The sequence below is a fragment of the Providencia alcalifaciens genome, assembly GCF_915403165.1.
GTDB classification, from domain to species: domain Bacteria; phylum Pseudomonadota; class Gammaproteobacteria; order Enterobacterales; family Enterobacteriaceae; genus Providencia; species Providencia alcalifaciens_C.
On sequence record NZ_OU659204.1, the window covers coordinates 2,936,305 to 2,962,739 of the forward strand.

At 43.8% G+C, this 26,435-nt stretch carries 21 protein-coding genes; 10 read left to right on the top strand and 11 right to left on the bottom strand.

Annotated elements, in window-relative coordinates; genetic code table 11:
- Positions 1-2 precede the first annotated feature (2 nt).
- The 3 genes from relA to dgt form a co-directional block, all read right to left on the bottom strand.
- On the bottom strand, positions 3-2,234 hold the full coding sequence (relA, locus tag LDO73_RS13395) for a GTP diphosphokinase (RefSeq protein ID WP_224058483.1): 2,232 nt from the start codon (positions 2,232-2,234) through the stop codon (positions 3-5).
- Between the two features lie 16 nt (positions 2,235-2,250).
- Positions 2,251-3,582 carry a 23S rRNA (uracil(1939)-C(5))-methyltransferase RlmD gene (gene rlmD, locus LDO73_RS13400; RefSeq protein ID WP_224058495.1) on the bottom strand — a complete coding sequence of 444 codons (1,332 nt, stop codon included), beginning with the start codon at positions 3,580-3,582 and terminating at the stop codon, positions 2,251-2,253.
- A gap of 204 nt (positions 3,583-3,786) precedes the next feature.
- The gene (gene dgt, locus LDO73_RS13405; protein ID WP_224058508.1) at positions 3,787-5,319 is read right to left on the bottom strand and encodes a dGTPase; all 1,533 of its coding nucleotides are present in this window, start codon (positions 5,317-5,319) and stop codon (positions 3,787-3,789) included.
- Between the two features lie 131 nt (positions 5,320-5,450).
- Here dgt and mtnN point away from each other — a divergent pair, with 131 nt between their 5' ends.
- Both mtnN and btuF read left to right on the top strand, forming a co-directional pair.
- Positions 5,451-6,143 (top strand): 5'-methylthioadenosine/S-adenosylhomocysteine nucleosidase, encoded by a 693-nt coding sequence (gene mtnN, locus LDO73_RS13410; protein ID WP_224058525.1) that lies wholly within the window; start codon positions 5,451-5,453, stop codon positions 6,141-6,143.
- A gap of 96 nt (positions 6,144-6,239) precedes the next feature.
- Entirely contained in the window at positions 6,240-7,049 is an 810-nt protein-coding gene (gene btuF, locus LDO73_RS13415; protein ID WP_282560852.1) for a vitamin B12 ABC transporter substrate-binding protein BtuF, read from the top strand.
- 320 nt (positions 7,050-7,369) lie between these two features.
- On the opposite strand, the gene erpA is transcribed toward btuF, so the two are convergent.
- Positions 7,370-7,714, bottom strand: a complete 345-nt coding sequence (gene erpA, locus LDO73_RS13420) for an iron-sulfur cluster insertion protein ErpA (protein ID WP_224058531.1) — start codon at positions 7,712-7,714, stop codon at positions 7,370-7,372.
- Positions 7,715-7,951: 237 nt separating this feature from the next.
- On the opposite strand from erpA, the gene hemL reads away from it, so the two are divergent.
- A complete protein-coding gene (gene hemL, locus LDO73_RS13425; RefSeq protein ID WP_224058534.1) occupies positions 7,952-9,241 on the top strand; it encodes a glutamate-1-semialdehyde 2,1-aminomutase in 1,290 nt (429 codons plus the stop codon).
- A gap of 218 nt (positions 9,242-9,459) precedes the next feature.
- Here the strand turns inward: hemL and mrcB are convergent, their stop codons facing one another.
- Positions 9,460-12,006, bottom strand: a complete 2,547-nt coding sequence (gene mrcB / locus LDO73_RS13430; protein ID WP_224058537.1) for a bifunctional glycosyl transferase/transpeptidase — start codon at positions 12,004-12,006, stop codon at positions 9,460-9,462.
- Between the two features lie 211 nt (positions 12,007-12,217).
- Entirely contained in the window at positions 12,218-14,677 is a 2,460-nt protein-coding gene (gene hrpB, locus LDO73_RS13435) for an ATP-dependent helicase HrpB (protein WP_224058540.1), read from the bottom strand.
- A gap of 161 nt (positions 14,678-14,838) precedes the next feature.
- Between hrpB and sfsA the strand changes: the two genes are divergently transcribed.
- The 7 genes from sfsA (at position 14,839) to panD (ending at position 20,878) form a co-directional block, all read left to right on the top strand.
- A complete protein-coding gene (gene sfsA / locus LDO73_RS13440; protein WP_224058543.1) occupies positions 14,839-15,555 on the top strand; it encodes a DNA/RNA nuclease SfsA in 717 nt (238 codons plus the stop codon).
- A gap of 190 nt (positions 15,556-15,745) precedes the next feature.
- Positions 15,746-16,201, top strand: a complete 456-nt coding sequence (dksA, locus tag LDO73_RS13445; RefSeq protein WP_006659320.1) for an RNA polymerase-binding protein DksA — start codon at positions 15,746-15,748, stop codon at positions 16,199-16,201.
- A 378-nt stretch (positions 16,202-16,579) separates the two neighbouring features.
- Complete coding sequence (gene pcnB, locus LDO73_RS13450; protein WP_224058546.1) at positions 16,580-18,106, top strand: polynucleotide adenylyltransferase PcnB; 1,527 nt, start codon at positions 16,580-16,582, stop codon at positions 18,104-18,106.
- 71 nt (positions 18,107-18,177) lie between these two features.
- Entirely contained in the window at positions 18,178-18,660 is a 483-nt protein-coding gene (gene folK / locus LDO73_RS13455) for a 2-amino-4-hydroxy-6-hydroxymethyldihydropteridine diphosphokinase (protein ID WP_224058549.1), read from the top strand.
- Between the two features lie 66 nt (positions 18,661-18,726).
- Positions 18,727-19,518 carry a 3-methyl-2-oxobutanoate hydroxymethyltransferase gene (gene panB / locus LDO73_RS13460; RefSeq protein WP_224058552.1) on the top strand — a complete coding sequence of 264 codons (792 nt, stop codon included), beginning with the start codon at positions 18,727-18,729 and terminating at the stop codon, positions 19,516-19,518.
- Positions 19,519-19,552: 34 nt separating this feature from the next.
- Complete coding sequence (gene panC / locus LDO73_RS13465) at positions 19,553-20,416, top strand: pantoate--beta-alanine ligase (protein WP_224058555.1); 864 nt, start codon at positions 19,553-19,555, stop codon at positions 20,414-20,416.
- Between the two features lie 81 nt (positions 20,417-20,497).
- Positions 20,498-20,878 (top strand): aspartate 1-decarboxylase, encoded by a 381-nt coding sequence (gene panD, locus LDO73_RS13470; protein ID WP_224058558.1) that lies wholly within the window; start codon positions 20,498-20,500, stop codon positions 20,876-20,878.
- Between the two features lie 83 nt (positions 20,879-20,961).
- Here panD and LDO73_RS13475 read toward each other — a convergent pair whose 3' ends face one another.
- From LDO73_RS13475 to LDO73_RS13495, 5 genes are all read right to left on the bottom strand, one after another.
- Positions 20,962-21,510 carry a fimbrial protein gene (locus LDO73_RS13475; protein WP_224058560.1) on the bottom strand — a complete coding sequence of 183 codons (549 nt, stop codon included), beginning with the start codon at positions 21,508-21,510 and terminating at the stop codon, positions 20,962-20,964.
- Positions 21,511-21,519: 9 nt separating this feature from the next.
- Complete coding sequence (locus LDO73_RS13480; protein WP_224058562.1) at positions 21,520-22,056, bottom strand: fimbrial protein; 537 nt, start codon at positions 22,054-22,056, stop codon at positions 21,520-21,522.
- A gap of 16 nt (positions 22,057-22,072) precedes the next feature.
- On the bottom strand, positions 22,073-23,092 hold the full coding sequence (locus tag LDO73_RS13485; RefSeq protein ID WP_224058564.1) for a fimbrial protein: 1,020 nt from the start codon (positions 23,090-23,092) through the stop codon (positions 22,073-22,075).
- Between the two features lie 11 nt (positions 23,093-23,103).
- Entirely contained in the window at positions 23,104-25,596 is a 2,493-nt protein-coding gene (locus tag LDO73_RS13490; RefSeq protein WP_224058566.1) for a fimbria/pilus outer membrane usher protein, read from the bottom strand.
- A gap of 116 nt (positions 25,597-25,712) precedes the next feature.
- Complete coding sequence (locus LDO73_RS13495) at positions 25,713-26,393, bottom strand: fimbrial biogenesis chaperone (RefSeq protein ID WP_224058568.1); 681 nt, start codon at positions 26,391-26,393, stop codon at positions 25,713-25,715.
- Positions 26,394-26,435: the final 42 nt, after the last annotated feature.

The window sequence follows — 26,435 nt, forward strand, 5'->3', positions numbered from 1 at the left end:
ATTTAACTAGAATGTCTTTTTGCTTCGATAACATCCGGCAACTGATTCAGTTTCGAAAGCACCCTTCCCAGCACTTCGATATTATACAGCTCAATGGTCATATCGATGGTGGCGAGCTGCTGCTTCACATCGCTGCGGCTACTTACCCCTAGCACGTTGACTTTTTCGTTCGCCAAGATTGTCGTAATATCGCGCAGTAATCCACTGCGGTCATTGGCTATCACTCTCACCACCAGCGAGTAACCGCTCGAGTAGTTTTCGCCCCAAACTGCATCAATCACACGCTCTGGCGCGTGGCTTTGCAGCTCAGAAAGCTGTTCACAATCCGCACTATGAATTGAGATTCCGCGACCTTTGGTAATAAAGCCAACGATTTCGTCACCCGGAATTGGCTGGCAGCAACGCGCAATATGGTGCATCAGGTTGCCGACCCCTTCAACCACCACACGACCACTGCCATGGGATGGCGCTCTTGGTACGCCCGATTTATTCTCCAGCGACTTCATTGCGGCGCGATCTTCTTCCTCTGCGGTCGCTTTATTAAACTTAGCTTGTAGAAAGTTAACCAATTGGTTGATTCGAATATCACCACCGCCGATTCCAGCAAGGATTTCATCCAGTGAGTGTACGTTATAACGAGCAATCAACTGTTTCTCTGCATCTCGTAAACTGATATCCAGATGGGATAATTCACTGTCGAGAATTTGACGTCCCGCTAGAATGTTTTTATCGCGGTCTTGTTTACGGAACCAGTTTTGAATTTTCGCCCGTCCACGGCTGGTCGTCACGTAACCGAGGTTAGGATTGAGCCAGTCACGACTTGGGTTTGGGTGCTTTTGGGTGATAATTTCAATCTGATCGCCCATTTGCAATTGGTAGCTAAATGGCACGATGCGCCCACCAATTTTCGCCCCAATACAGCGGTGACCGACATCACTGTGAATATGATAAGCAAAATCAAGCGGTGTTGAACCTGTTGGTAAATCAACAACATCACCTTTTGGCGTAAACACATAGACTCGGTCATCAAACACTTGGCTACGAACTTCATCCAGCATTTCGCCAGAATCCGCCATCTCTTCTTGCCACGAGATAAGTTTACGCAGCCATGCAATACGGTTTTCGTAGCTGCTGCCTTTGCCGACGCCACTTGCACCTTCTTTGTATTTCCAGTGCGCAGCAACGCCCAATTCTGCATCTTCGTGCATTTGGCGGGTACGAATTTGGATCTCTAGCGTTTTACCATTCGGGCCTAAAACTACCGTATGAATCGACTGATAGCCATTCGGCTTAGGATTCGCCACATAGTCGTCGAACTCATCGGGTAAATGACGGAAATGGGTATGTACAATTCCCAATGCTGCGTAACAATCTTGCAGTCTTTCCACCACAATACGCACCGCACGCACATCGTATAACTCGCCAAATGCCAAGGATTTCTTCTGCATTTTGCGCCAAATACTGTAGATGTGTTTTGGTCGCCCGTACACTTCCGCTTGAATTTGCTCTTTGAGCATATATTTGCGTAATGTTGTCACAAAATTATCAATATAATCTTCGCGGTCAATACGGCGCTCGTGCAGCAATTTCGCAATTTTTTTGTATTCGTCAGGGTGCAGATAACGGAAACAGAAATCTTCTAATTCCCATTTTAATTGCCCGATCCCTAAGCGGTTTGCTAGCGGCGCATAAATGTTGGAACACTCTTTTGCAGCTAAGACGCGTTCATCTTCGCTGGCATCTTTAACTTCGCGTAAATGGGCGATACGTTCGGCGAGTTTAATCACCACGCAGCGGAAATCTTCCACCATCGACAGCAGCATACGGCGGATGTTATCCACCTGTACGGAACTGGTTTCGTTAGATTGCGTGGCTTTAAGTTCACGGATAGCATCCATTTCAATCACGCCTTTTACCAGCGCATGGATGGATTGACCAAAATCATCAATAACGGATTGTTCGTCGAGTTTTCCCTCTTCAACTAGAGGGAACAATAACGCGGCTTGTAAGCTACCGATATCCATGCTGAGCGTGGATAGAATTTCGGTCATTTCAATGCCGCGCCACAGCAGCAGAGGTGCAATATCCTGCCCCGATAATTTATCGTGACAATACTGCCAGGTATGGATGAGTTTTTCTTCTGATTGTTTATTATTCAAACCCAAATCATTAACCCATTTTTCGGGGGCAAATTCACCTGCTGGGGTTAAATGCGCACTTCTTACTGCAACCATATCTTCTCCCTACCTGTTACACCTCTGGGCTACGAACAAATAGCGCCATAGATTCCAGATGACTAGTTTGCGGAAACATATCCAACATCCGCAATTGAGATAACTGATACCCGCCTTCAAGCAAAACTTTACTGTCTCTTGCCAGCGTTGTTGGATTACAAGAAACATAGACAATTTTTTCTGGCATCAGTTTAATTAAATGTTCCATTACGCCAGCGGCACCTGCTCGAGCAGGATCTAGCAGCACTTTATTAAAACCTTCTTGCGCCCACGGCTGAGTGTGGATCTGTTCTTCCAAGTTCTCATTATAGAACGCCGCATTCTCAATTGAGTTGCGCTGGGCGTTATTTCTGGCTTGAGTGACTAAATTTTCAACACCTTCAACACCAACCGCCATTTTTGCTAAACGGGCAATTGGCAGCGTAAAGTTACCCATCCCACAGAAAAGATCCAATACCCTATCTTCTGGGCTTAGATCTAACCATGCTAAGGCTTGTGCCACCATGTGCTGGTTAATTTCGCCATTCACTTGAATAAAATTTGCAGGACTAAATTGTAAGATTTCACCCGCCACCTGATATTCAGGTAATGCGGAGTCAACCTCAAGCGGAACTAACTGCCCTTCATTCCCTGCTAACCAAATACTGAGCTCATGAGATTTGGCAAATTCTAGCAAGCGTTTTCTATCAGATACGTCAACAGGGGCTAAATGGCGTAACAGGATAAGATTGCCGTTATCCCCGTGAATCAGCTCTACATGCCCTAATTTACTGGCAATCGATAGCTGATTTAAACAACTGGACAGTGGCGCTAGCAGCGCATCAAGCTCTGCGTGTAATACAGAACAACTTTTAATATCCACTAGCGTGTTGGTTTGCGTTTGGCGAAACCCCATCATTAAGTGATTGGATTTATTTTGATATTGCAGCCCCAAACGCGCTCGGCGGCGATAGCTATATTCTTCACCACCAATCACCGAAATAGGTGGCAATACAGACCCTGTTTCACGTCCCATTAAATGCTGTAAAGCCCGCGCTTTGCTTTCACGTTGAAGCCCAATTTCCACATGTTGCTGTTGGCAGCCACCACATTGATTAAAATAACGGCAGCGCGGTTTCACACGTTGCGGGCTAGTGCTGAGACGTTTAATAACTTTGGCTTTGGCGAAATGGCGTTTATCCTCAGTCAGTTCGACTTGAGCCTCTTCCCCTGGTAGTAAACCAGTGATAAATATGGCTTTGCCATCATGGCGAGCTACGCCTTGCCCAGCGGCATCTAAACTATCGACATGAACCGTGATTTGGCGGCGTTGGGTGGTGCGGCGATTTGGCGAGTAAAATTGGGCCATAAGTAGTCACTAAACGGGGTTAAATAATTTCTATTTCAAGCCACAGGTTGGTAAGCCAATATTTACTTTATAACGGCTTACTTTATCACTGCGACTGCCTGATAATTGGGTAGACAAATTAGCGGGCTATCATAGCATTTTTTTACCAAAATGAGTGACCACTTAGTTTTTTGTCACGCTATATACTGATTTTTTTTATCAGCGTTAATTCGTCACCATAAATTTTCGATACTCTTCATAAGCATAATGGTCAGTCATTCCGCTAATGTAGTCTTGGATCAGTCTGGCTCGATAATAAAACTCTAACATCGATTTATCCGCATCGCTGGTGACTGAAATTTTCTCTAAAGCTTCGTTATATGAGAGTCGATGTTTATTCGATAACTTATGAAATAGGCGAGTTTCGATGAAAAAGTGCTTATGGTAATTTTGTGCTACTAATGCCGCAAAATCCGCTCTATCCATCATCAATAGTGGGCTGTAAATATCTAATAATCCACTGATAATTCGGTAGCCTTGTAACTCTAACTCTTCCACTTCATGGTGATTAAATACATGCTTAAACGCCACTGTTTTTAAGGCTTTTAATAGTCGATGTTCTTGGCTTTTATCTTCAAGTAACGCGCTGTTAAAACTACCGTGATAAATTTCAGGCAGGTTTTGAATAAAGCGCTGGGCGCTGTAATGGGCGAGTTTTCCCGTAATGTTGACACGTAAATACATGAAAAACTGATCTTGCTGAATACGCCTTGTGTGGTTATCGCTGATATTATTAAATGCCCGCAAAATAGTTTGGTCGAAGAGATCCCCAGATTTTACCTCGCCCCACTCTGCTTTTAGGTACTCAATTAATTGCTCAACGGTATAAATGCCCTTTTCTGCTGCATCGTCTAAATCTGCAATACAGTAAGAAATATCATCCGCCGCTTCCATGATATAAGAGAGCGGAAAACGGCAATATTTATCCATATCCAACTTTTTACTTAACTCGCTGACAAAATCCGCTTCAGACCAATAATAACCGGGTTTTTTCATTAAATAGTCAAACTCAGGCGGGGTCGGTTCAAGGTCATAAGCGCCGCGAGTATATTTCAAAATAGAACCAATTTGGGCGTAGGTTAAATTCAGCTTGAGCAGGCGATGCGCCATGCGCAGCCCTTGTGCGTTACCTTCAAACGAGCATAAATCTCGTTTAAGCTGACGACGAAAGAGATCTTGCTTTTCATTACCTGTCAGTTGTAACGCTTTAATTTTGCAAGGGTCTGGCGTTTCTGGCGTGAAGAGATAATCTGGCGATAATAATTTACTGAACCAACGCTGAATCGCCGCTTCACCGAAATGCCCAAACGGCGGGTTGCCAATATCATGCATTAAGCACGCCATTTCCACGAGGCTTTCAAAGGCATCACAACGGTCGGTTAAACCATATTCATCAAGTCGTTTTTTCTTTTTCAGTTCACCCAACACCGTTTTGCTGATGTAGCGCCCCACCTGCTGAACTTCAAGAGAGTGCGTTAAACGGCTGCGTACTGCGGAATTTTGTTCAAGGGGAAAAACTTGGGTTTTCTGCTGTAAACGACGAATAGCGGCAGAGTTGATAATCCGTCCACGGTCACTTTCAAATAAACGGTTTACAGCATCCTCATCATCGGGTGAAATTTTTTGATTTTTCCCACTGCTCATATAGTTACGTTGGAAACTCAGCTTTTTAACAAAATTAATCTCTTTTTCCGCCATACTAGCCCCTGCGCCTCAACTTTTTATTCCAGCGTTCCCAAAGAAAAGGCAGAGGAAAACCCACCTTTCGATGTTACACTTTAGCCATCTACGACATAAGTGTCTAATTAATCAACAGTGAGTATGACATAATGAAAATCGGTATCATAGGTGCGATGGAGCAAGAAGTTGCGACCCTGCGCGAAAGAATTGAAGGCTGCCAAACATTGAGCCTTGCTAGCTGTGAGATTTATACAGGTAAAATGAATGGCGTTGATGTTGCCTTATTAAAATCAGGCATCGGTAAAGTGGCAGCAGCGATCGGGACTACTTTACTGTTAGAACACTGCAAGCCAGATGTTGTCATCAATACCGGTTCTGCTGGCGGTTTAGATCCACGTTTAAATGTGGGTGATATCGTCGTATCGACCGAAGTGCGCTACCACGATGCGGATGTCACTGCATTTGGTTATGAGCCTGGTCAAATGGCACAGTGCCCACCCGCATTTATTGCCGATACAAAACTCATTGAAACTACCGAACAGTGCGTTAAAGCGTTAGATATGAACGCCGTTCGCGGTTTAATTTGCAGCGGTGATGCTTTCATTAACGGTGCTGATCCTTTAGCTCGAATCAAAGCGACATTCCCGAACGTTGCAGCCGTTGAAATGGAAGCTGCTGCTATCGGCCATGTCTGCTACCAGTTTAACGTGCCTTTTGTGGTGGTTCGTGCAATTTCAGATGTGGCAGACAAAGAGTCCCACACTAGCTTTGACGAATTCTTACCTGTCGCTGCACGCCAATCTTCATTGATGGTTGCGGCGATTGTCGCTGCATTAGCATAGTCTATTGCTCATTTTATCAAGGCATAACTGACCTTCATTTATGCCTTTTCTAATACCTTTTTGTGAAGTAATGCTATGAATCTAACGAGCAAACTCATGCGTTCACTGATTGGTTTTCTGTTTTTCTTAAGCCTCGCCAATAGCGCATTCGCCGACCCTAAATCTCGGGTCATTAGTTTATCTCCCGCCAATACAGAGCTGGCTTATGCCACGGGGTTGGGGGATAGCTTAATTGCCGTAAGCGCCTATTCCGATTACCCCGAATCCGCCAAAAAACTTGAGCAAGTTGCGGATTGGCAAGGGTTGAATGTGGAGCGGATTATTGCCTTAAAGCCGGATTTGATCTTGGCGTGGCGAGGCGGCAACCCACAGAGACCATTAGATCAACTGGCGTCGTTGGGGATTCCAATTGTCTATTTTGATCCACAAAGCATTGACGGGGTTATCGCCTCACTGGAAGAGCTTGCACAATACAGCCCTCATCCAGAAGTGGCAGAGAAAAATATCGCCCAAATGCGTAACACGTTAAAGATGCAAAAAGATAAATTAGATAATAATAAAAAATCTAAGCAATTATTTATTCAGTTAGGTACTCAACCATTATTTAGCGCTGGAGATAATACGCTTCAAAATGATGTGGTTAAGACTTGCGGCGCTCAGAATATTTTTGAAAACAGCGCAGTCCAATGGCCTCAAGTCAGCCGTGAGCAAGTACTCACCCGCAAACCCGATGCCATCATTATGACTGGCACTCCAGAGCAAGAAAATGCCATCAAAGCTTTCTGGGGCACACAACTCAATGTCCCCATCATTCGCTTAAATGAGGATTGGTTCCACCGCGCCGGCCCTCGCATCATCAATGCCACCGAGCAGCTTTGCAACCAGCTAAACGCATTACCAAACTGAAAACTAAAGAAGTAGATGTTAAGAATTTGAGAATTTAAGAATTTAAGAATTTAAGATTACAGCAGGATTTTTCTAAATAGTTCGAGGTGTGACAAGGCGGCAAATGAGGAAATTCCTAGGAGCATACACAAGTATGTGACTAGGGTTGACGAATGAAGCCAACACAGTCACAACTTGAAATATAACGAAAAAAAATTTTTCTAAATAGTTCGAGTTGTAGCAAGGCAGCAAGAGAACGAGGCCCTAGGAGCATACACAAGTATGTGACTAGGGCGAGAGAGCGTAGCTAACGAAGCTACGGCTTGAAATATGACGAAAAATCACACGCTGAAGGACGACCCACACCCACACGTGGATTTGGCATTCGGATTCGTCACAATAAAGCGCGATCCTTCTAACCCTTCGGTGTAATCCACACTTCCACCCACTAAATATTGCAGGCTCATTGGGTCGACAACTAGCGCGACACCTTGTTTTTCGATAGTCATATCCCCTTCGTTGATTTGATCATCAAAGGTAAAACCATATTGGAAGCCACTGCAACCACCGCCCGTAATATAGACGCGCAGACGCAGATTTGGGTTGTTTTCATCAGCGACTAAGTCTTTGACTTTGGTTGCTGCTTTATCAGTAAATTGCAGAGGCAGAGCTACATCATCACTCATTTATTACTCCAGACCGGTGACCGGTAAATTCATATGTAAGGCAAAGCCTACTTAGATCAATTTCCCAATTATCCGTCACCTGACTCATTGGTTCAAGTGTTGTTACACAATTGAGCACAGAGTTACTATTCATCCTTATGATTGGCTCATCATTGTGATTGATAGCATTGGTTTAATCGCCCTTGTGCTTTAGAATAGCGGCAACTTTTTATTTAGTCTCTTTTCAGGAGCCCTGCAATGCACCATTCCGAAGAATTATATAATGAAGCCCAACAGCTGATCCCTGGCGGTGTTAACTCCCCTGTTCGCGCCTTTAATGGTGTGGGTGGTACTCCGTTATTTATCGAGCGCGCTGATGGCGCTTACATTTATGATGTCGATGGCAAAGCTTACATTGATTATGTGGGTTCTTGGGGTCCAATGGTATTGGGTCACAACCATCCTGCTATCCGCGATGCGGTGATTAAAGCCGTCAATAAAGGCTTAAGCTTTGGTGCGCCAACGGCTGCTGAAGTGGAAATGGCAAAACTGGTGTGCGAGTTAGTCCCATCTATCGATATGATCCGTATGGTCAACTCCGGTACTGAAGCCACCATGAGCGCGATCCGCCTTGCTCGTGGTTATACAGGTCGCGATAAAATTATTAAGTTCGAAGGTTGCTACCACGGTCACGCTGACTGCCTATTAGTAAAAGCAGGTTCCGGTGCACTGACAATGGGTGAGCCTAACTCTCCAGGCGTACCTGAAGATTTCGTTAAGCATACTTTAACCTGCACATACAACGATTTAGCCTCTGTGCGCCAAGCTTTCGAAAACTACCCAGAAGAAGTGGCATGTGTGATTGTTGAACCTGTCGCGGGCAACATGAACTGCGTTCCACCAACCGCAGAATTCCTGCCGGGTCTGCGCGCATTATGTGATGAATTCAATGCACTGCTGATCATTGACGAAGTGATGACAGGCTTCCGTGTTGCACTCGGTGGCGCTCAAGATCACTACAACGTACAACCGGATTTAACCTGTTTAGGTAAAATCATCGGTGGCGGTATGCCAGTAGGCGCTTTTGGCGGTCGCTATGAAGTGATGGAAAAATTAGCACCAATCGGCCCTGTTTACCAAGCAGGTACACTTTCTGGTAACCCTGTTGCCATGGCGGCGGGTTTAGCCTGCTTAAATGAAGTCTCTCAACCGGGGGTTCATGCACGCTTAACGGAGCTGACCGATAAGCTGGCTCGTGGCTTAGCCCGTGTTTCTAAAGAGCAAGGCGTGCCAATGGTAATCAACCATGTGGGTGGGATGTTTGGTCTATTCTTTACTGACGCCGAATCAGTAACATGCTACCAAGACGTGATGAAGTGCGATGTAAATCGCTTTAAGAAATTCTTCCACTACATGTTAGAAGAAGGCGTTTACCTCGCCCCATCTGCTTTCGAAGCGGGCTTTATGTCTATCGCCCATAGCGATGAAGATATTCAACGTACCATCGATGCCGCTGAAATTGCACTGGCAAAAATCAAAGCCGAATAATCCCCGCAATAAACCACACCCATAAAAATAGGCTCAATCTGCAAAGACTGAGCCTATTTTTTATCTATTTCTTAGGATCTATTTTTTGATCTGTTTTCTTTTCCAATCAAACTCAACATTCTCCAAAATCCCGTGCGTTGTAGCTAGGCGGCAAGTGAGCTAAGCCCTAGGAACATACACAAGTATGTGACTAGGGTTAGCGAGTGCAGCCAACAACGCTACGGCGTGCGGGATGACGGAGAATTGGACGGAGAATCGCCAAACATATCCTTTACCCAGTCCGGTGCTGCTTCCTCTTGCGGAGCCTCACCATTCCCATTCAAATTCCACGCTGGATCTTGCGATGCAGATCCTTGGCATAGGCTTTGCGGGTCTTCTGTCCAGACTGGCAACATTCTGCCGCCACCTAAATCAGAGCAGCTAAATTGGCCATCCATCATAACGCGCATGTCGGTTATCCCTTCTGGCGCTCGGTTGATAAGTGTCAGTGGCGTTTGGTTATCTAAATAGCGTTGATAAACTCGCAGTGCTCCTGTTGAGCCCGTTAACTGTGTTGGTCCGTTGTTATCACGACCGACCCAAACAATAGCCACTTCCTTACCGTCGATACCCGCGTACCAGCTATCACGCAGGTCGTTGGTGGTACCCGTTTTACCCGCCAGATTGTATTTACCATATTTATTCAGTAATACGCGCCCAGTACCTTGCTGTACCACTTGCTGCATACCAAACAGCGTTAAATAAGCGGCTTGAGATGGTACGGCACGCTCTGCGGATGGGTAACTTTGATACAGCTCTTTGCCATCACCATCAATCACTGAACGTAATGCAGATAATTTTGCGCGATTACCTTCGCCACCAATGGTTTGGTACACTTGCGCCACTTCAGCTGGCGTTAAGTTCACCGCACCTAACAACATCGCAGGCACTTTTTCCATCGCACTTTCTGGCGCACCTAGACGGATAAACGTATTCATCACTTGGTCGAGACCAATTTCCATTCCTAAGTTTACGGTTGGAATATTTTGTGATTTCGCTAATGCATCCACCAGCATCATACGGCCATTGAAGTTACGGCTATAGTTGCGTGGGCTCCAACTTTGATTACCGACCTTGATGGTCAGCGGTTCATCGGATAGCCACGTATTTAAGCGGAAACGGTCTGGCTCACTTAACGCCGTTAAATAAACCGGTGGTTTTGCTAAAGAACCAATGCTTCGACGGGCATTTAGCGCTCGGTTGAAACCTGAGAATTGTGGATCAGAGCCGCCGACCATTGCACGTACTTCGCCGTTAATACGGTCGACAACCACCATGGCACCTTCGATATCATCCAATTTACGTGCTTTACGTAAATCAGCCACACCGAACTCTACCGCATTTTCTGCCGCCGTTTGCGCCACAGGATCTAAGGTGGTAAAGATTTTCGCCCCAGAGAGATCTTTAACTTTATCCCCAAGCTTCTCACTCAGTTCTTGTCTCACCATCTGCATAAATGCCGGTTGAGATGCGACTAATCCCTCTTTGTTTTTCACGCCGAGCGGTCGAGCACTCAGAACTTGGTACATCTCATTATCGATAACACCACGGGTTTCGAGGATTTTAAGCACAATGTTACGACGTTTAATCGCATTTTGTGGCTTAGTCCACGGGTTAAAGGTTGATGCACCTTGCACCATTCCTACCAGCAATGCTTGTTGGTCAAAGCTTAATTCATTGATTGGTCGGCCAAAGTAATACAGACTCGCCAGCGGGAAGCCGCGAATTTCATCATTACCATTTTGCCCTAAATAGACCTCATTCAAATACAGCTCAAGAATGCGTTCTTTGCTGTAGTTGTAGTCTAAAATCAATGCCATAAAGGCTTCGTTCGCTTTACGTTTCAGGGTTCTTTCGTTAGTTAAAAATAGGTTTTTCACCAACTGCTGCGTTAAGGTACTTCCCCCCTGCACGGAGCGACCCGCGGTGACGTTCGCTACCACCGCACGACCAATAGAATATAAGCTAACACCATCATGCTCATAAAAGTTTCTATCTTCCGTTTCGAGGAGGATTTTCACCAAGGATTCAGGGAAGTCCGCCATTGGCAGCACTAAACGCTGTTCATTATTCGCGGATTGCATCATGGTGATCAGTTTCGGATCTAAACGGAAGAAACCGAACGAGCGCCCATTTTCAATATTTTCAATCTTGCTCAACATGCCATTTTCAAACACCAGACGCGCGAGGACTTGCCCCTCTTTTTGGTCTGGGAAATTAAATGGACGACGCAAAATTTCAATGGTATTGCCTTTCACCACAAACTCACCGGACGTGGTGATTTTGCTGACTTTACGGTACTGCATCCCTTCAAGCAGGTTGCTCATTTCAGCTTGGCTGTAATCCATACCCGGCTCAAGGTTTACCATGCGTCCGTATACCGCCGCAGGCAAGTCCCACACCTTACCATCAAGGCGTTCTTTAATTTGTTGGTTTAGATAAAAACCGTAAGCCGCCAGTATCACTGCGAGTACCAGCATTAATTTAACTAGCAGCCAGAACCAGCGCCATTTACTCTTGCGAGGTTTGTTCTTTTTTGAGCCTTTTTTGGTCATTTGCTCTTCTTCATCGTCTTCATCATCAAGATATTCATCATCAATATCTTCATCATCGTATAGATCTTCATCATAATCATCGCGGCGTCTACGGCGGCGTGAAGAGGATGACGATTTCTCAGCAGCGCGTCTTTTACGTCTGCCAATGGGTTCAAAATCTTTACCGGACATGGTCGCTCCATATCTCCTATACCTAAATAGGCATTAAAATCTAACTATACATGCATAAGTACAACTACAAATACGTAGAGGTAACATAAGGCTAATTTTGGCTCATAACTCAAGGAATTTCACGGAAGAAAGCTCCTAATTACACTTCCTTACGCTGCCTATTGGGCACCATTGCCTAATTTACAGCCCGTTATTAGAGCACAAAATTAGGTTATTTCGCACGCATCATCGCTTTTTTTGTTTGTCGTGTTGGTTCGGCATTCGCGGGGTCATCTGGCCAAGGATGTTTTGGATAACGCCCTTTCATCTCTTTTTGTACCTCTTTATAGCTCCCTTGCCAAAATGCACCGAGATCTTGAGTTATCTGGATAGGACGCCTTGCAGGCGAAAGCAGTGATAATGTTAATGTCACTTTGCCATTTGCTACGGTTGGGTTGGCTTTTTCACCAAACACTTCTTGCAGGCGAATTTCAACTACGGGTGGCTTGTCTAGCGCGTAGTGAATACTTACCTCGCTCCCAGAGGGAGCGATATAGGTTACAGGGAAAGTGCTGTCTAGCCATTGGCGCTGCTGCCAATCCAATCGATTTAATAATAAATTCATTAAATCAATTTCTTGCAGCTTTTTCTTGCTTGTCACGCCATTAAGATAAGGGGCTAACCATTCATCAAGCGTCTCAAGTAAAATTTCATCATCCATTGCAGGTAATGACGAGTCAGGAAAATAACGTGCAGCTAATTCACAACGAATGCGCAACTGCAGGGTATTTTCTTGCCAGTTTAACTGTTGCAAACCATTTTGCTGAAGCCAGTAAACCAGTGCATTTTTAATCTCTTCCGGTTCTGGATTAGTCAGCCGTTGAGATTTCACGACTAACTGCCCACATTGCAAGCGCCGCCATGCCAGCAAGCTCCCCCGCTGCTCATCCCATTCAACTGTCTCTTGAGTGCTAAAAAGATGCGGGCAATCCTGTTGAAGCTTTTCAATTTCAATAGAATACGCCAGTGAGATACGCGCATCCGCCGAGGTTTCTGACTGCCATAATGCCGCTACCATCAGCCATTCATTGCCCATCAACGGGTCATTGTCATTCAGTGTTGCCCCTAACCCGCTGGCTAATTGATAACGAGTCTGATGGTCACGGGATTTTGCTATGTAGTCTGGAAACCCTGCGGCAAGTAATGTTGGTAACCACTCACTAATCAGCCCAGTGGTTTTTCCTAAAGAATGGGTAACCTTGCCACCACTCAAGATAGAGGCGCGTTTGCACCAGTTCTCCGTCGGACATTCTAAATGGGTATGTAGGTCGATTGCTCCGCCCCGAGGTGGCTCTTCAATAATTGCTGTTAATAATGCAGCAAGTTGAATAACGGATTTATTTTGAGTTTGTTGCGCGTGATATAGCATGGCAGCAGTACGAACTGACGTTCCGGTACCCGCCATTTTACTGCCCATCGACGTGAGTTTCCCTTGGGCATCTGTGACACCCAATTTGAATAATAGGGTTTTCGCTGCCGATAATGCCGCCTCAGGGGGAACATCTAACCATTGGAGTTGAGAAATGTCGTGACAGCCCCATTGAAGGAGCGCTAACCATAATCCGCTTAAATCACTATTATTAATTTCCGCTTCACTAAATTGTGCTGCTCGTTCGGCTTGTTCAGCACTCATTAGGTGCCAGCATACACCCGCTTCTAAACGCCCAGCTCGCCCCGCACGTTGGGTCATTGAAGCTTGACTAATGCGTTTTTTAATTAGCTTTGTCAGCCCACTTCGCGGGTTAAACTGCCCCACTCGCTCAAACCCGCTATCCACCACTAAACGGATCCCCTCGATGGTGAGACTGGTTTCCGCAATGTTGGTCGCCAGCACGACTTTACGTTTTCCTTCAGGGGCAGGCAGAATCGCTTGTTGCTGGGCTTGAATTGACAGTGCGCCATACATTGGACACAACATCACATCGTCAGTCACTAACCCTTCTAGCTCGCTTTTCGTCCGCTCAATTTCGCCCACACCGGGTAAAAAAAGTAACAAAGAGCCAGCTTGTTGCTGCATCAGTTGCCAAACCGCACTAGCGACTTCTTGATGAAATGGTTTGTTTGGATTGATAGGCTTATATTCTCGTTGAACAGGGAATGCCCGCCCTTGTGAACTGATCACTGGCGCATCAGGAAATAACTGACTAAGGCCTTGATCATCAAGCGTAGCGGACATTAACAGAATTTTTAAATCATCCCGCAGTGCTTGCTGAGAATCCAATAATAGCGCTAACCCTAAATCAGCCTGCAAATTACGCTCATGAAATTCATCCAAAATAACCAATCCGACACCTTCAAGCATCGGGTCATTTTGTAATTGGCGAGTGAGAACCCCTTCCGTCACTACTTCCAAACACGTTTTTGCGCTCACTTTGCTTTCTGAGCGCATACGTAAACCAATAGTTTCCCCTGTCGATTCTCCTAACTGCTGTGCTAAGCGAGCGGCGACTGAACGCGCTGCTATACGCCGTGGCTCTAACATAATAATCCGCCCTTCTATCTGTCCACTTTTGAGGATTTCTAACGGCAGCACCGTTGATTTACCTGCCCCCGTCGGCGCATGTAACAGAACTTGAGAGGATTTCGCTAAAGCAGCGAGTAAGTCATCACTTACTTCTAAGATAGGGAACACTAAGGGGTAACTCCATGAGGTTTAACTTTCTATGAGAAGCATTGTAGCATTAACAAATTGTAGCATTAACGAATATGGCTCATTAATACTGTCTATTAACTAAGCCCATCTATAGCATGGTGCTATGTTATGTCACGAACAACGCGGTAAACGGAGAATACATGGAATTTATCCCCCCTTTAAAATCAGCCACATTAATTAAACGCTATAAACGTTTTTTAGCGGATGTCGTCACCCCCGAGGGAGAGGAAATGACGATACACTGCGCAAACACAGGGGCGATGACTGGCTGTGCAACCCCCGGAGATACTGTGTGGTACTCTACCTCGGATAACCCGAAACGAAAATATCCGTACAGTTGGGAGTTAACGCAAACCCAAAATGACCATCTAATTTGTATTAATACACTGCGAGCAAATCAATTAGTGGCAGAAGCGTTGGCAAAAAAGCATATTCCAGAATTATCTGACTACAGTATAGTGACCCCAGAAGTGAAGTACGGCAGTGAAAACAGTCGGATTGATTTTTTACTCACTCAAGAGGGCTTGGCTGATTGCTTTATCGAAGTAAAATCAGTGACTTTACTAGAAAATAACCATGGCTATTTCCCTGACACTCAGACAATCCGAGGACAAAAACACCTTAGAGAGCTGACTTTGATTGCTAAAGAAGGAAAACGCGCCATACTTATGTTTGTAATTTTACATAGCGGTATCCACGTAGTATCCGCGGCTGCACATATTGACCCTAAATATGCAGCGTTATTAGAACAAGCTATAGCCAATGGCGTCGAAGTTCTGTGTTATCAAGTGGATATATCTAAACAAAAAATGCAAATAGGGACATCAATTTGCTTTACCCCGACTAAGTCATTTTAGTTTAGTCGATATTTAAATAAGGTCATCGAGTTAGGAGTGCTAGTGAAGGGAAGAAACACGCTTGTCCTCACAGCATTACAAAACTCATCACATGAACGATTGCCAAGACGGCTGTCTTCTGATATTTATAGCGACCTTAAATTTTCCCCCTTGGGGTTTTTGTAAAATTTGCGTGTGTAGGAGAAGCATTATGCAAGAAGGGCAAAAACGTAAGACATCGTCCTTAAGCATTCTCGCCATTGCCGGGGTTGAGCCCTATCATGAGAAGGCTGGCGAAGAGTACATGAACGAAGCCCAATTGGCGCATTTTAAGCTCATTCTCGAAGCATGGCGCAATCAACTCAGAGATGAAGTGGACCGGACTGTTACTCATATGCAAGATGAGGCAGCTAACTTTCCAGACCCCGTTGATAGAGCCGCTCAGGAAGAGGAATTCAGCCTCGAATTACGTAACCGCGACCGCGAACGTAAATTGATCAAGAAGATCGAAAAGACGCTGAAGAAAGTTGAAGATGAAGATTTTGGCTACTGCGAATCTTGTGGTGTGGAAATTGGCATCCGTCGTTTGGAAGCGCGTCCAACAGCAGATTTGTGCATTGACTGTAAAACATTAGCAGAGATCCGCGAAAAGCAGATGGCTGGCTAATTGTTGTTTTGGGAGTCCTCAACGGCGCATTAACCCTGCGCCGTTATAAGGATTCGCACCCTCAAAAAAGTTTAAACTCCCCTTTTCCTCATCTTTATATCTCTCATTTTTTCTACATTTGTTATCGTTTGCGTCTCGCGAAAAAAGCTACAATTTGTATAATATTCACTGGTTTAATTGATATAAAAAATAATTAGCCATGACTTTTATTCGTTTAACCATTCTCAAAGAAACTTCAGTGAGCTATGATTAGCCGCTTATTTTGTTTAATGAATCTATGTAATGACATCGAGGTGTACTATTTTTAACCGAGTAGCAAATTTCTGCCGCAATATTTTATCTCGTAATGAACCAGCATCGTCCGCAGAACAGGACTCGATGCCAAAGCGTGGTGCACGAGACACACAGGCAGCCGGTGAAAGGCCAGTCACTCCTTCTGCATCAGAGAAAAAATCTGAGAGGAAAACTCGGCATGAGCAGAATACTAGACATGACCAGAATACGAGACAAACAAAGAAAGCGGTTCGTCCCTCTAAACGTTCCGATGCTCAACCCCAGAAGCGAACATCCGTGACGAAACAAGAATCGATTACCGTTATTCCACGCGCTCAGCACATAATCTCGCGTGATGATATTAGTGAAAATGCACTGAAAGTATTGTACCGCCTCAATAAAAATGGCTATGAAGCCTATTTAGTTGGCGGTGGTGTACGTGATTTGTTATTAGGCCAAAAACCAAAAGATTTCGATATCACCACGAATGCAACCCCAGAGCAAATTCGCAAGCTATTTCGTAATTGCCGACTGGTTGGTCGTCGATTCCGCCTTGCGCACATTATGTTTGGTCCAGAAATCATTGAAGTCGCCACCTTCCGCGGTCACCACGACCAAGAAGTCGATGATAAAAACCAGTCATCTCAAGCGCAAAATGGCATGCTCCTTCGCGACAATATTTTCGGTTCCATTGAAGAAGATGCTATCCGCCGTGACTTTACCGTCAATAGCCTGTACTACAATATTGATGATTTCTCTGTACGTGATTACGTCAATGGATTGCAAGACTTAAAAGATGGCGTCATCCGTCTAATTGGCGATCCAGAAACGCGTTACCGTGAAGATCCGGTTCGGATGATCCGCGCTGTTCGTTTCGCCTGTAAGCTGAATATGCGTATCGAGCCAAATACCGCAGAGCCGATTCATCGCTTAGCACCATTGCTAAGTGAAATCCCTTCTGCTCGACTGTTTGAAGAATCATTAAAATTACTTCAAGCCGGTCATGGTTACGCAACGTATAAAATGCTGACGCAGTACCATCTGTTTGACCAACTGTTCCCTGTGATTGCCAGCCGCTTCACTGAGAATGGTGATTCACCGATGGAAAAAATCATTGAACAAGTGTTAAAAAACACCGACTTCAGACTGAAAAATGATAAGCGCGTTAACCCTGCATTTTTATTTGCAGCCATGTTATGGTATCCCGTCACTGAGCATGCGGAGAAATTATCACAAGAAGGCGGTCTCGCTTATTATGATGCCTTTGCACTTGCAATGAACGATGTACTGGACGAACAGTGCCGCTCTATTGCGATCCCAAAACGTATCACCACCACCATGCGTGATATCTGGATGTTGCAATTACGCTTACCACGTCGCCAAGGGCGTCGTGCGAATAAATTGATGGAGCACCCGAAATTCCGTGCCGCCTTTGATTTATTAGAGCTTCGAGCCAATGTGGAACACCGTAATGAGCTACAAGAACTCGCTTTATGGTGGGATGACTTCCAACAAGCCAATGCCCAGAAACAGCGTGAAATGATCTCGGAACTCGGTAGTGCGCCAACTCGCCGCCGCCAACGTCCGCATCGTTCATCACAATCCGGTAATAGAAAACCGAATAAATCATAATGGTGTCAATCGCAGCGGCTTAAGCGGTCGTTGCGATCACCTTAGAGAGATAAAGATAGAGAGATAAAGAGATGGAGCAAGTGTACATTGCCATTGGCAGCAACTTAGGCGAGCCACTGAAGCAAGCACAACAAGCGATTGCCGCATTAGATGCGATCCCAAACAGTCGCGTTGTGAGCACTTCTTCTATTTATCGAACTAAACCCCTCGGTCCACAGGATCAGCCTGATTTTCTCAATCTGGCGGTTTTGCTGGAAACAGAACTCGAACCTGAAGACTTACTCAATCATACTCAAAAAATTGAATTGGATTTAGGGCGCGTTCGCAAAGATGAGCGCTGGGGGCCGAGAACATTAGATCTCGACATCATGCTGTTTGGCAATCGAGTGATCCACACCGAGCGCTTAACTGTTCCACATTATGGGTTAAAAGAGCGTGAGTTTATGCTATACCCGCTCAGTGATATTACCCCTTCCCTGATTTTTCCAGATGGTGAAAAACTGTCAGAAAGACTTACACACGTCCCTCAAAATGGCCTAATGCTTTGGGAATAAATTCCTAATGTGTTTAACCTCGTTCAGGTATGGTCATAAGAGAAATCATTTCCGGAGGTTATTTTAATGAAACCCATTTCTCTCGCTGATTTGTGTCAATATAAAAAAGAGAAACACAAATTTGCTACCATTACAGCCTACGATGCCAGCTTTTCTCAACTGTTTGCTGAGCAAGGTATCCAAGTGATGCTGGTTGGTGACTCCTTAGGTATGACTATCCAAGGCGAAACTAGTACCCTTCCTGTCACTGTCGAGCAGATTGCTTACCACACTCGCTGCGTACGCAAAGGTGCCCCTAACGCATTTATCATCGCTGATATGCCTTTTATGAGTTATGCCACCCCTGAGCAAGCCTGTACCAATGCCGCTATTTTGATGCAAGCTGGGGCAAATATGGTGAAAATCGAAGGTGGCAGCTGGCTATGTGAAACCGTCAAAATGCTGTGTGAACGCTCCGTACCGGTCTGCGGTCACTTAGGCTTAACCCCACAAGCGGTAAATGTACTTGGGGGCTATAAAGTCCAAGGTCGTGATGAAGTCACCGCCAATCAGCTTATCAAAGATGCAATTGCCCTCGAGAATGCGGGTATTCAACTGCTGGTTCTTGAATGTGTACCTACATCCCTTGCTAACCAAGTCACTGAAGAATTGCTGTTACCCGTCATTGGAATTGGTGCTGGTAATGGTACTGACGGACAAATTCTGGTGATGCATGATGCGTTAGGGATCACCGCCAAACCACCAAAATTTGCGAAAAACTTTTTGGCTGAAGCTGGCAATATTCACGATGCTATTCGCCTATATATTCAAGAAGTTGAGCAAGAAATTTACCCGAGTGACGCTCACTCATTTTCGTAATTCTGTATGAAATATAACGATAAGGATGGGAAGTATGCGGATCGTTGAAACATCGCCAATCTTGCGCCGTGAAATTCGTCGCTGGAAACAAGAAGGCAAACGTATTGCGTTTGTCCCAACGATGGGCAATTTACATGATGGGCACCTGACACTGATTGACCAAGCTAAACAGCAAGCCGACATTGTCATTGCCAGCATTTTTGTCAATCCAATGCAGTTTGACCGTCAATCCGATTTAGCCAATTATCCTCGTACCTTGCAGGAAGATTGCGAAAAGCTGAAACGTAAAAATGTCGATTTAGTTTTCGCACCGTCTGCGGCCGAGTTTTACCCTGAAGGAATGGATAACCAGAGCTACGTTGAAGTACCTGAAATTTCCACCATGTTAGAAGGGGCTAGCCGTCCTGGGCATTTCCGTGGCGTTGCGACCGTGCTGACCAAGCTATTTAATCTCGTACAGCCTGATATCGCATTATTTGGTGAGAAAGATTATCAGCAGCTTCAGTTAGTACGAAAATTGGTGACTGACCTTTCTTTCGATATTCAGGTTGTCGGTGTCCCTATCGTTCGTGCTAAAAATGGCCTAGCGCTGAGTTCACGCAATAATAATCTGTCTGCCGATGAGCTAAAAATTGCCCCTCAGCTGTTTGCTATTATGCAAAAAGCAGGAGAAAAGCTCGCGGATTCTCCCGCGGCAGCAACGGGTTTAATTGGTGAAATGGAAGAGTCTTTGCGCCAAGCAGGATTTACCCCTGACGAACTCTTTATTCGCGATGCCGATAACCTCGGTGAACTGACGGTTTCCAGCCGCCGCGCCGTGATTTTAATGGCTGCTTGGTTAGGCCAAACCCGTTTAATCGACAATCTGCAAGTCGATTTACCGCTCGATATCGCTTAACTAATTTAAACATCATTGATGTCACAACTAGGTAGTAAGAAAACGCACTAACAACGCTGTGGCTTAAATGAGGAAGAATAAATGCAAAGAAAAATGTTACTAGGAAAACTCCACCGCACCACTGTCACTCAAGCAGACCTCCACTATGAAGGCTCTTGCGCTATCGATCAGGATTTCTTAGATGCCGTCGGCATCTTAGAATACGAAGCTATTGATATTTATAATGTAGATAATGGCGAACGTTTTTCAACCTATGCGATTGCAGGGGAACGCGGCTCTAAAATTATTTCGGTGAATGGTGCTGCGGCACGCCGTGCAGCAGTTGGCGATAAGCTGATTATCTGCACTTATGGGCATTTAACTGAAGAAGAAGCGCGCCAGCATAAGCCCAAAGTCGCCTACTTTGATGCGAATAACACCATGAGCCGTATTGCTAAAGCTGTGCCAGTACAAGTGGCTTGATGCATTCCCCAGAATATACTTCTATTTTCTGGGGATCGAATTACTAGACGAATTACCTACTCATTATTTTAATCAAAAACTGATTAGTTGTAATAGATATCGAGGCTTAAGTCTCCATTTGCAGGACCTGGAGTCACCACATCTGCAGTCTGTTTATAATAAGATGCAAAGTAGACGGTAAAAGGTCCTCCTCGCTCTTGATTTGAACGTACACTGATACTGCTATCAAACATCATGATATACGAAGAAACTGGGTTAGTACTGGTCCTATATCTTGTCTGAATACCCAGCCCTGTTGCTGCATCTCGTCCACTCAAGCGCAATATCGTATCTCGGTAAGAGGAACTTCCACTCAATGTAACGCTGATCCCTGCATTTTCGGCACAATCAAAAACTAAACTCCACTCTGTGGGTTTAGTAGTCGAACCATTTTTCAAACCAAAAGTGGAATTTATAAGATGGTCACCAAGGTTGACATTTTGCACCCTTGATGAGTTCAATGAACATGTTCCTGCTTGAACTCGGCCTGTAACATTAAAAATAGCATCATAACTTAATGCTTCTACGGGAAGAAAAAACATTAGCATAAGAAAGAAATAGTGATATGCAGATTTAATTCTTTTTATTTTCATCTCTATTCCTTAATTATTTTCCACAACAAATGTGATTGAGGCATTGGCATTACCTGCCGTCGCTGAATCCGCCAATAATTTATAATTGGCTCTAAATTTCACCTTGTTTGACCCACTACTTGTCGCTTTAGAACTGAGTAACACGCTCACAGAGTTATTTCTTTTTGATTCCCAAACTCGACGTTCGGCTGAATAGGCTTCAATTTGAATAGCCATGCCGGTCGCCGCACCATCACCTTGGTCTATTGCAAATGAGCGCCCATCAATTGCTTGGGTGCCTTGGAGTTTTCCAACAATTTGGCTACCGGATGTACAGGTAAACTCTAATTCAAATTCTTCCCATTCCGTAGTGCTATTTTTAGACATTCCATAAATTAACCAAACGCCTAAGTTAACATTTAAATTATCTGTCACTATTTTGCAGGTAGAGCCTTTAATTGAACCCGTAAAATTGACTTTCACGGATGCGGCCGGATCGGCGGCCAAACTCATAAACGGTACCATCGTAAATATGTAAATGATGAGGATGCTATAGATATATTTCATTATTTATTACCCTCTTTTATTTATACACGAGGGTAATAGTCACTTGAGCATTCCCTTCTGTTGCTTTTACGTTATTTGAGGTTTTGACGTATTTAAAATCGAATGTTTTTGTGATCACTTCGCTCGAGCGACCTGTATTGATCAATGAATATAACTGGCTACTAGATAACGTTCTATCTCCACCTAATCTTAATGGCGTTGATTTACCGGCTTCAAAAACCTGTACAGCAAATCCAGGATCTTCCTTTTGGTTTTCTAAGTAAATAATATTTGAGTTAATATTATCTGCATGCATATTATCTGCAATACTATAGAAAATAGACATTTGGCTTGGGCAATCAATGACAATGGATTGCTGTGCATGCCCAAAAGTTTCCCCAATGTTTAACGCTCGAACTTTTGCAATATCATGCACACCTAAATTCACGCTTTGACGAACCCCCGTAATTTCACAAGTTCGTTGCGCCCATTTAATCACCGTAGATGTCGGTTGAATTTCACCAACAGCAGAAATCCAATCGAGGTTACCCATGCATTGAACATTAATAGGCTCAAAGTTTGTAACAACATTATCTTTACCTTCAATGTTGCCAGATGTTGTTTTGACATACATCATTTGCACCTCTAACGGTAATGCGGATGCGTATTCTACTGGAATAGGATTATTATGTGTTTTCAACGGATACCAACGGCTAGTTCCTTGCTGGCGAACAGCCGCAACATAACCAATCCCCTCTTGCCCTGAATGAAAAACAGTGTAATCCCCAGATCCATCCTTAAAAGTTAGCCCTGTTGACTTACCATTTATTTGAGGTAAAAAAGTAAAACTTCCCGCCTGATTTGCCTGGCATAATTCATTATTAGAAACTGAACTAAATGTTTTCCAGCCATCTCCTAATACCGCGGTTTGAGGTGATTTTTGAGTCGCAGCATTGATTTCTAAATCACCGAGATTAACTCGTAAAATGCCAGCACTTAATACATCTAAAGAGAATAATGAGATGCCAAAGAATGCAATAATTTGTTTTAATTTCATATCAAAATCCTCTATAGATGATGGCTGCATGTAACAGGCAAAATAGGTAAGTGTTGGCTTAACTGTTGAGGCGTTAATTGGTATTCTGCAATACACTGATCTTGATCTTTCTTACCCCACTTAACCTGAAAACGCCCTTTTTCAGGCATTCCACTCAAGTAAATATCACCATTTTCATTTGCGATCGCTTGGCTTGTATTTTGAGTATCATCACCCACCAACTGAGCCATTGCCCCAAATGGCACACTTTTACCGTTATATGAAACGTTAAATAGCAAACGATAGCCAACATGAGTTTCATAGTTAGCAATAATTGCCGCCCCCTTAGTTGGCACAACTGAGACGGTATTGGTTTTTAACTCCACATTATCAGGCAGTGTGCTGACATTGAGTGAGATTTCGTTTTTAGCATATGGATTTAAGTAAGGAACGATGGCATAACCGCGATAATCCGTCGAAACGCCAGTACGGTTAGCTATTTGAACATTATCCGCGCCAGGCGCTCGAACAATGGCAAATGAATCGTTAATAGGTTGAGATAACGTCACGCCATACGGATGTGCAACTACCGCCCCAGACATACCGTAGTTAGCTCGTTGAGTATTGCTATCATAGCTGTATCCAGCATTCGCAAGCCCAAAGCGACCACGATAAGAAGCGGAGGCATTCCCACTCGCTTTTCTGTCATTATTACCGTATGACTGTTGAACTGAGTAGTTTAAATTTTGATCTTCAAGAAGAGTCCCACTGACGCCAGCCATCGCATCAACATTTCCATGGTTATCCGTCGTTAAATTTGTACTTAGTGATGCAGTGCTTCCCAAATTATTATCAAGTGGGATTGAAATTGAAAAAGAAAAAATATTGTCGGCTTTTCTTTGATATGGCGTATCAGAATAACTGTAATTTATACTGTACGTTATTCCTCCATGGGTATTGTTATATCCTGCATTGACCGAACGTTCTTTACCTGAACGATTCCAATAATCCTGCTGGTAAGACGATAAATATATATTGCCAAGTTCGTTCAAAGACTGGCTTATCATTATTTGGAAGCGATTTTTTTTATTATTGATATAGAATGAGTTGGTGTCACTATTCGCTTCAGAGAATGTATAATAACCTTGTGTCGAATAACGGTAATTTGCCAAGGTAACAGATGTTCCCGTTGTTAGCATATTTTTAGAATATTGAAACCGATATGACTCACCGCTGTTGCTAGTTTCTTTGCCTCTTAACCCTTTTGTTTTTGCTTGAGTAACATCACCTGAAAATGCCCCCCAAACACCCAAGTTAATCCCCATTCCCAATACATAGGATTGATAATTCTGAGACAGTAATGTACCCACATACCCAGTAATCCCTTTCGGTAATCCATAGATAACCGTACTCTGCATAAACTCAGGTTCAAGACCATTATCATTCGCTTTATACTTACCACCAGTCAAAGAGTATTTTAATTGCCCTTCTCTTTGCATAATGGCGACTGATGAAAATGGGACGACATAACTACGTTCCGAGCCATCGGCTTCTTTAATTATTACCGTTAAATCACCACCAGACCCCGTTGAATATAAATCATCAATTTCAAATGCACCGGGAGAAACATAAGATTGGTAGATAATGTAATCATTTTGTTTTACAGTCACTTCCGCATTACTTTGAGCAATACCACGAACAATCGGTGCAAAACCTCTTAGTGAATTAGGTTGCATCGCTTCATCACTTTGTAATTGAATTCCACGAAATTGAAACCCATCAAAAATTTCGTTTGGAGTGACTGTATCGCCAATAATTAGTTGAGATTTTAAGCTATTAATGCCTCTCTCTAAGCTAGTTTCAATACTCTGCCAATCTCTATCTCCCGCATTATCCGAATACGTTGAGTAATTTTTTAGACGCCATGGCCCCATATTTAATGCGCTTCGTAAATTAGCATAGTGAGAATTACTGCTTGAAGCGTTATTGCGCCCCCAATTATTTGAGCCACTATAATAATAATTCATGACTAATGCTGGAACGCCATTTTCCCATTTACTCACAGGAATAGCATCAGCCGCTATTTTGTCCATTGAAACTTGGGGAATCGATAACATCAGTTTTTGCTGAGTTAAATCTAATGTAGACTTAGCATCTTGAATATATTGGTCAATATTCCCGATTTCATGATCATCGGAGAGCGTAGCTAAAGCAGGAATAGCACTGACTTTAACCCCCCAATCCGCCAAATCACCTTTCGTTAAAATGGGGACTAGCTGTTCATGAGCCTTATCCTCAACAAACGTAATCTCTTTTGTTTCGACTGAATTGCCATTAATAATGATATCAACGCGATATTTTCCAGCCAGTTGCCCACCTGGCTTTGAAAACTGCTCAAGATCTTGTAGATGAGCCACATTTTGCCCTTCCACAATACTTAATGAATTTGGGTTAAAATAGTCACTCGCGATAGCATTATAGGGACAAACACCCAAAATAATGGCTGAAGAAATGACTCTTATCATTTGTTTAAGCTTGAAATTTGAACACTCATTATATGAACACATCGCATATCCAATATCGCCTTGATAAAAATCCAATTGTTTTTGTTTCATTGGCATAACGAGCTATCTTCCAAGTATTATTTAAGCGTCTGAACTTTTGATTTAGTTATTGTTCCGTGATCGTTCACTGAACTCCACGTCACTTTATTCGCTTGAAATCCTGAAATATTCCAAGATGCATCCCCAAATGGTGGCACCATTCCAGGATTTTCAATTTCTTTATTACCAACCGTTAATTCACCAAATGACACATAGTAAGGTGTTGAATTTTTAGCCTTTAGCGTATTACCTTGTTTTTCGAAACTCAGTTTTTCATATGCTGTTAAAGCATCCGAAGTTGGTAATGCACTTGGTCTATAAATAAGCTTTATTTTATTGTTGATTGAAATAGTTAGGCTATTTGTTGCATTCTGTTCTGATGGTGGAATGGACTTCACATTCAACCAATAAACTGATTCTCTGTCGGTAGGTAACTTAGGGTCGGTTAATACAATACGCACCACATTCGCAGACTCAGGTTCAATTCTAAAAAGTGGTGGGGTCACAGTAAAAGGGGGTTTAGCTTGATCATTTTCATGAAAGCTATTGACCCACGACTGCACTAAATAAGGGCTTTTTTCTTCATTTCTAACCGAAATTGACGCTTCTTTTTTATCACCTTCATAGATGACTCTCGTACCACCTAATACAACGCTCGCATTTGCACTAACCGTTGATATGCAAAACAGAGATAAAGCAACAAGCGATTTTTTCATCATTTTTCCCTTACAAATAAAAGAGGGAACCAACGTTCCCTACAA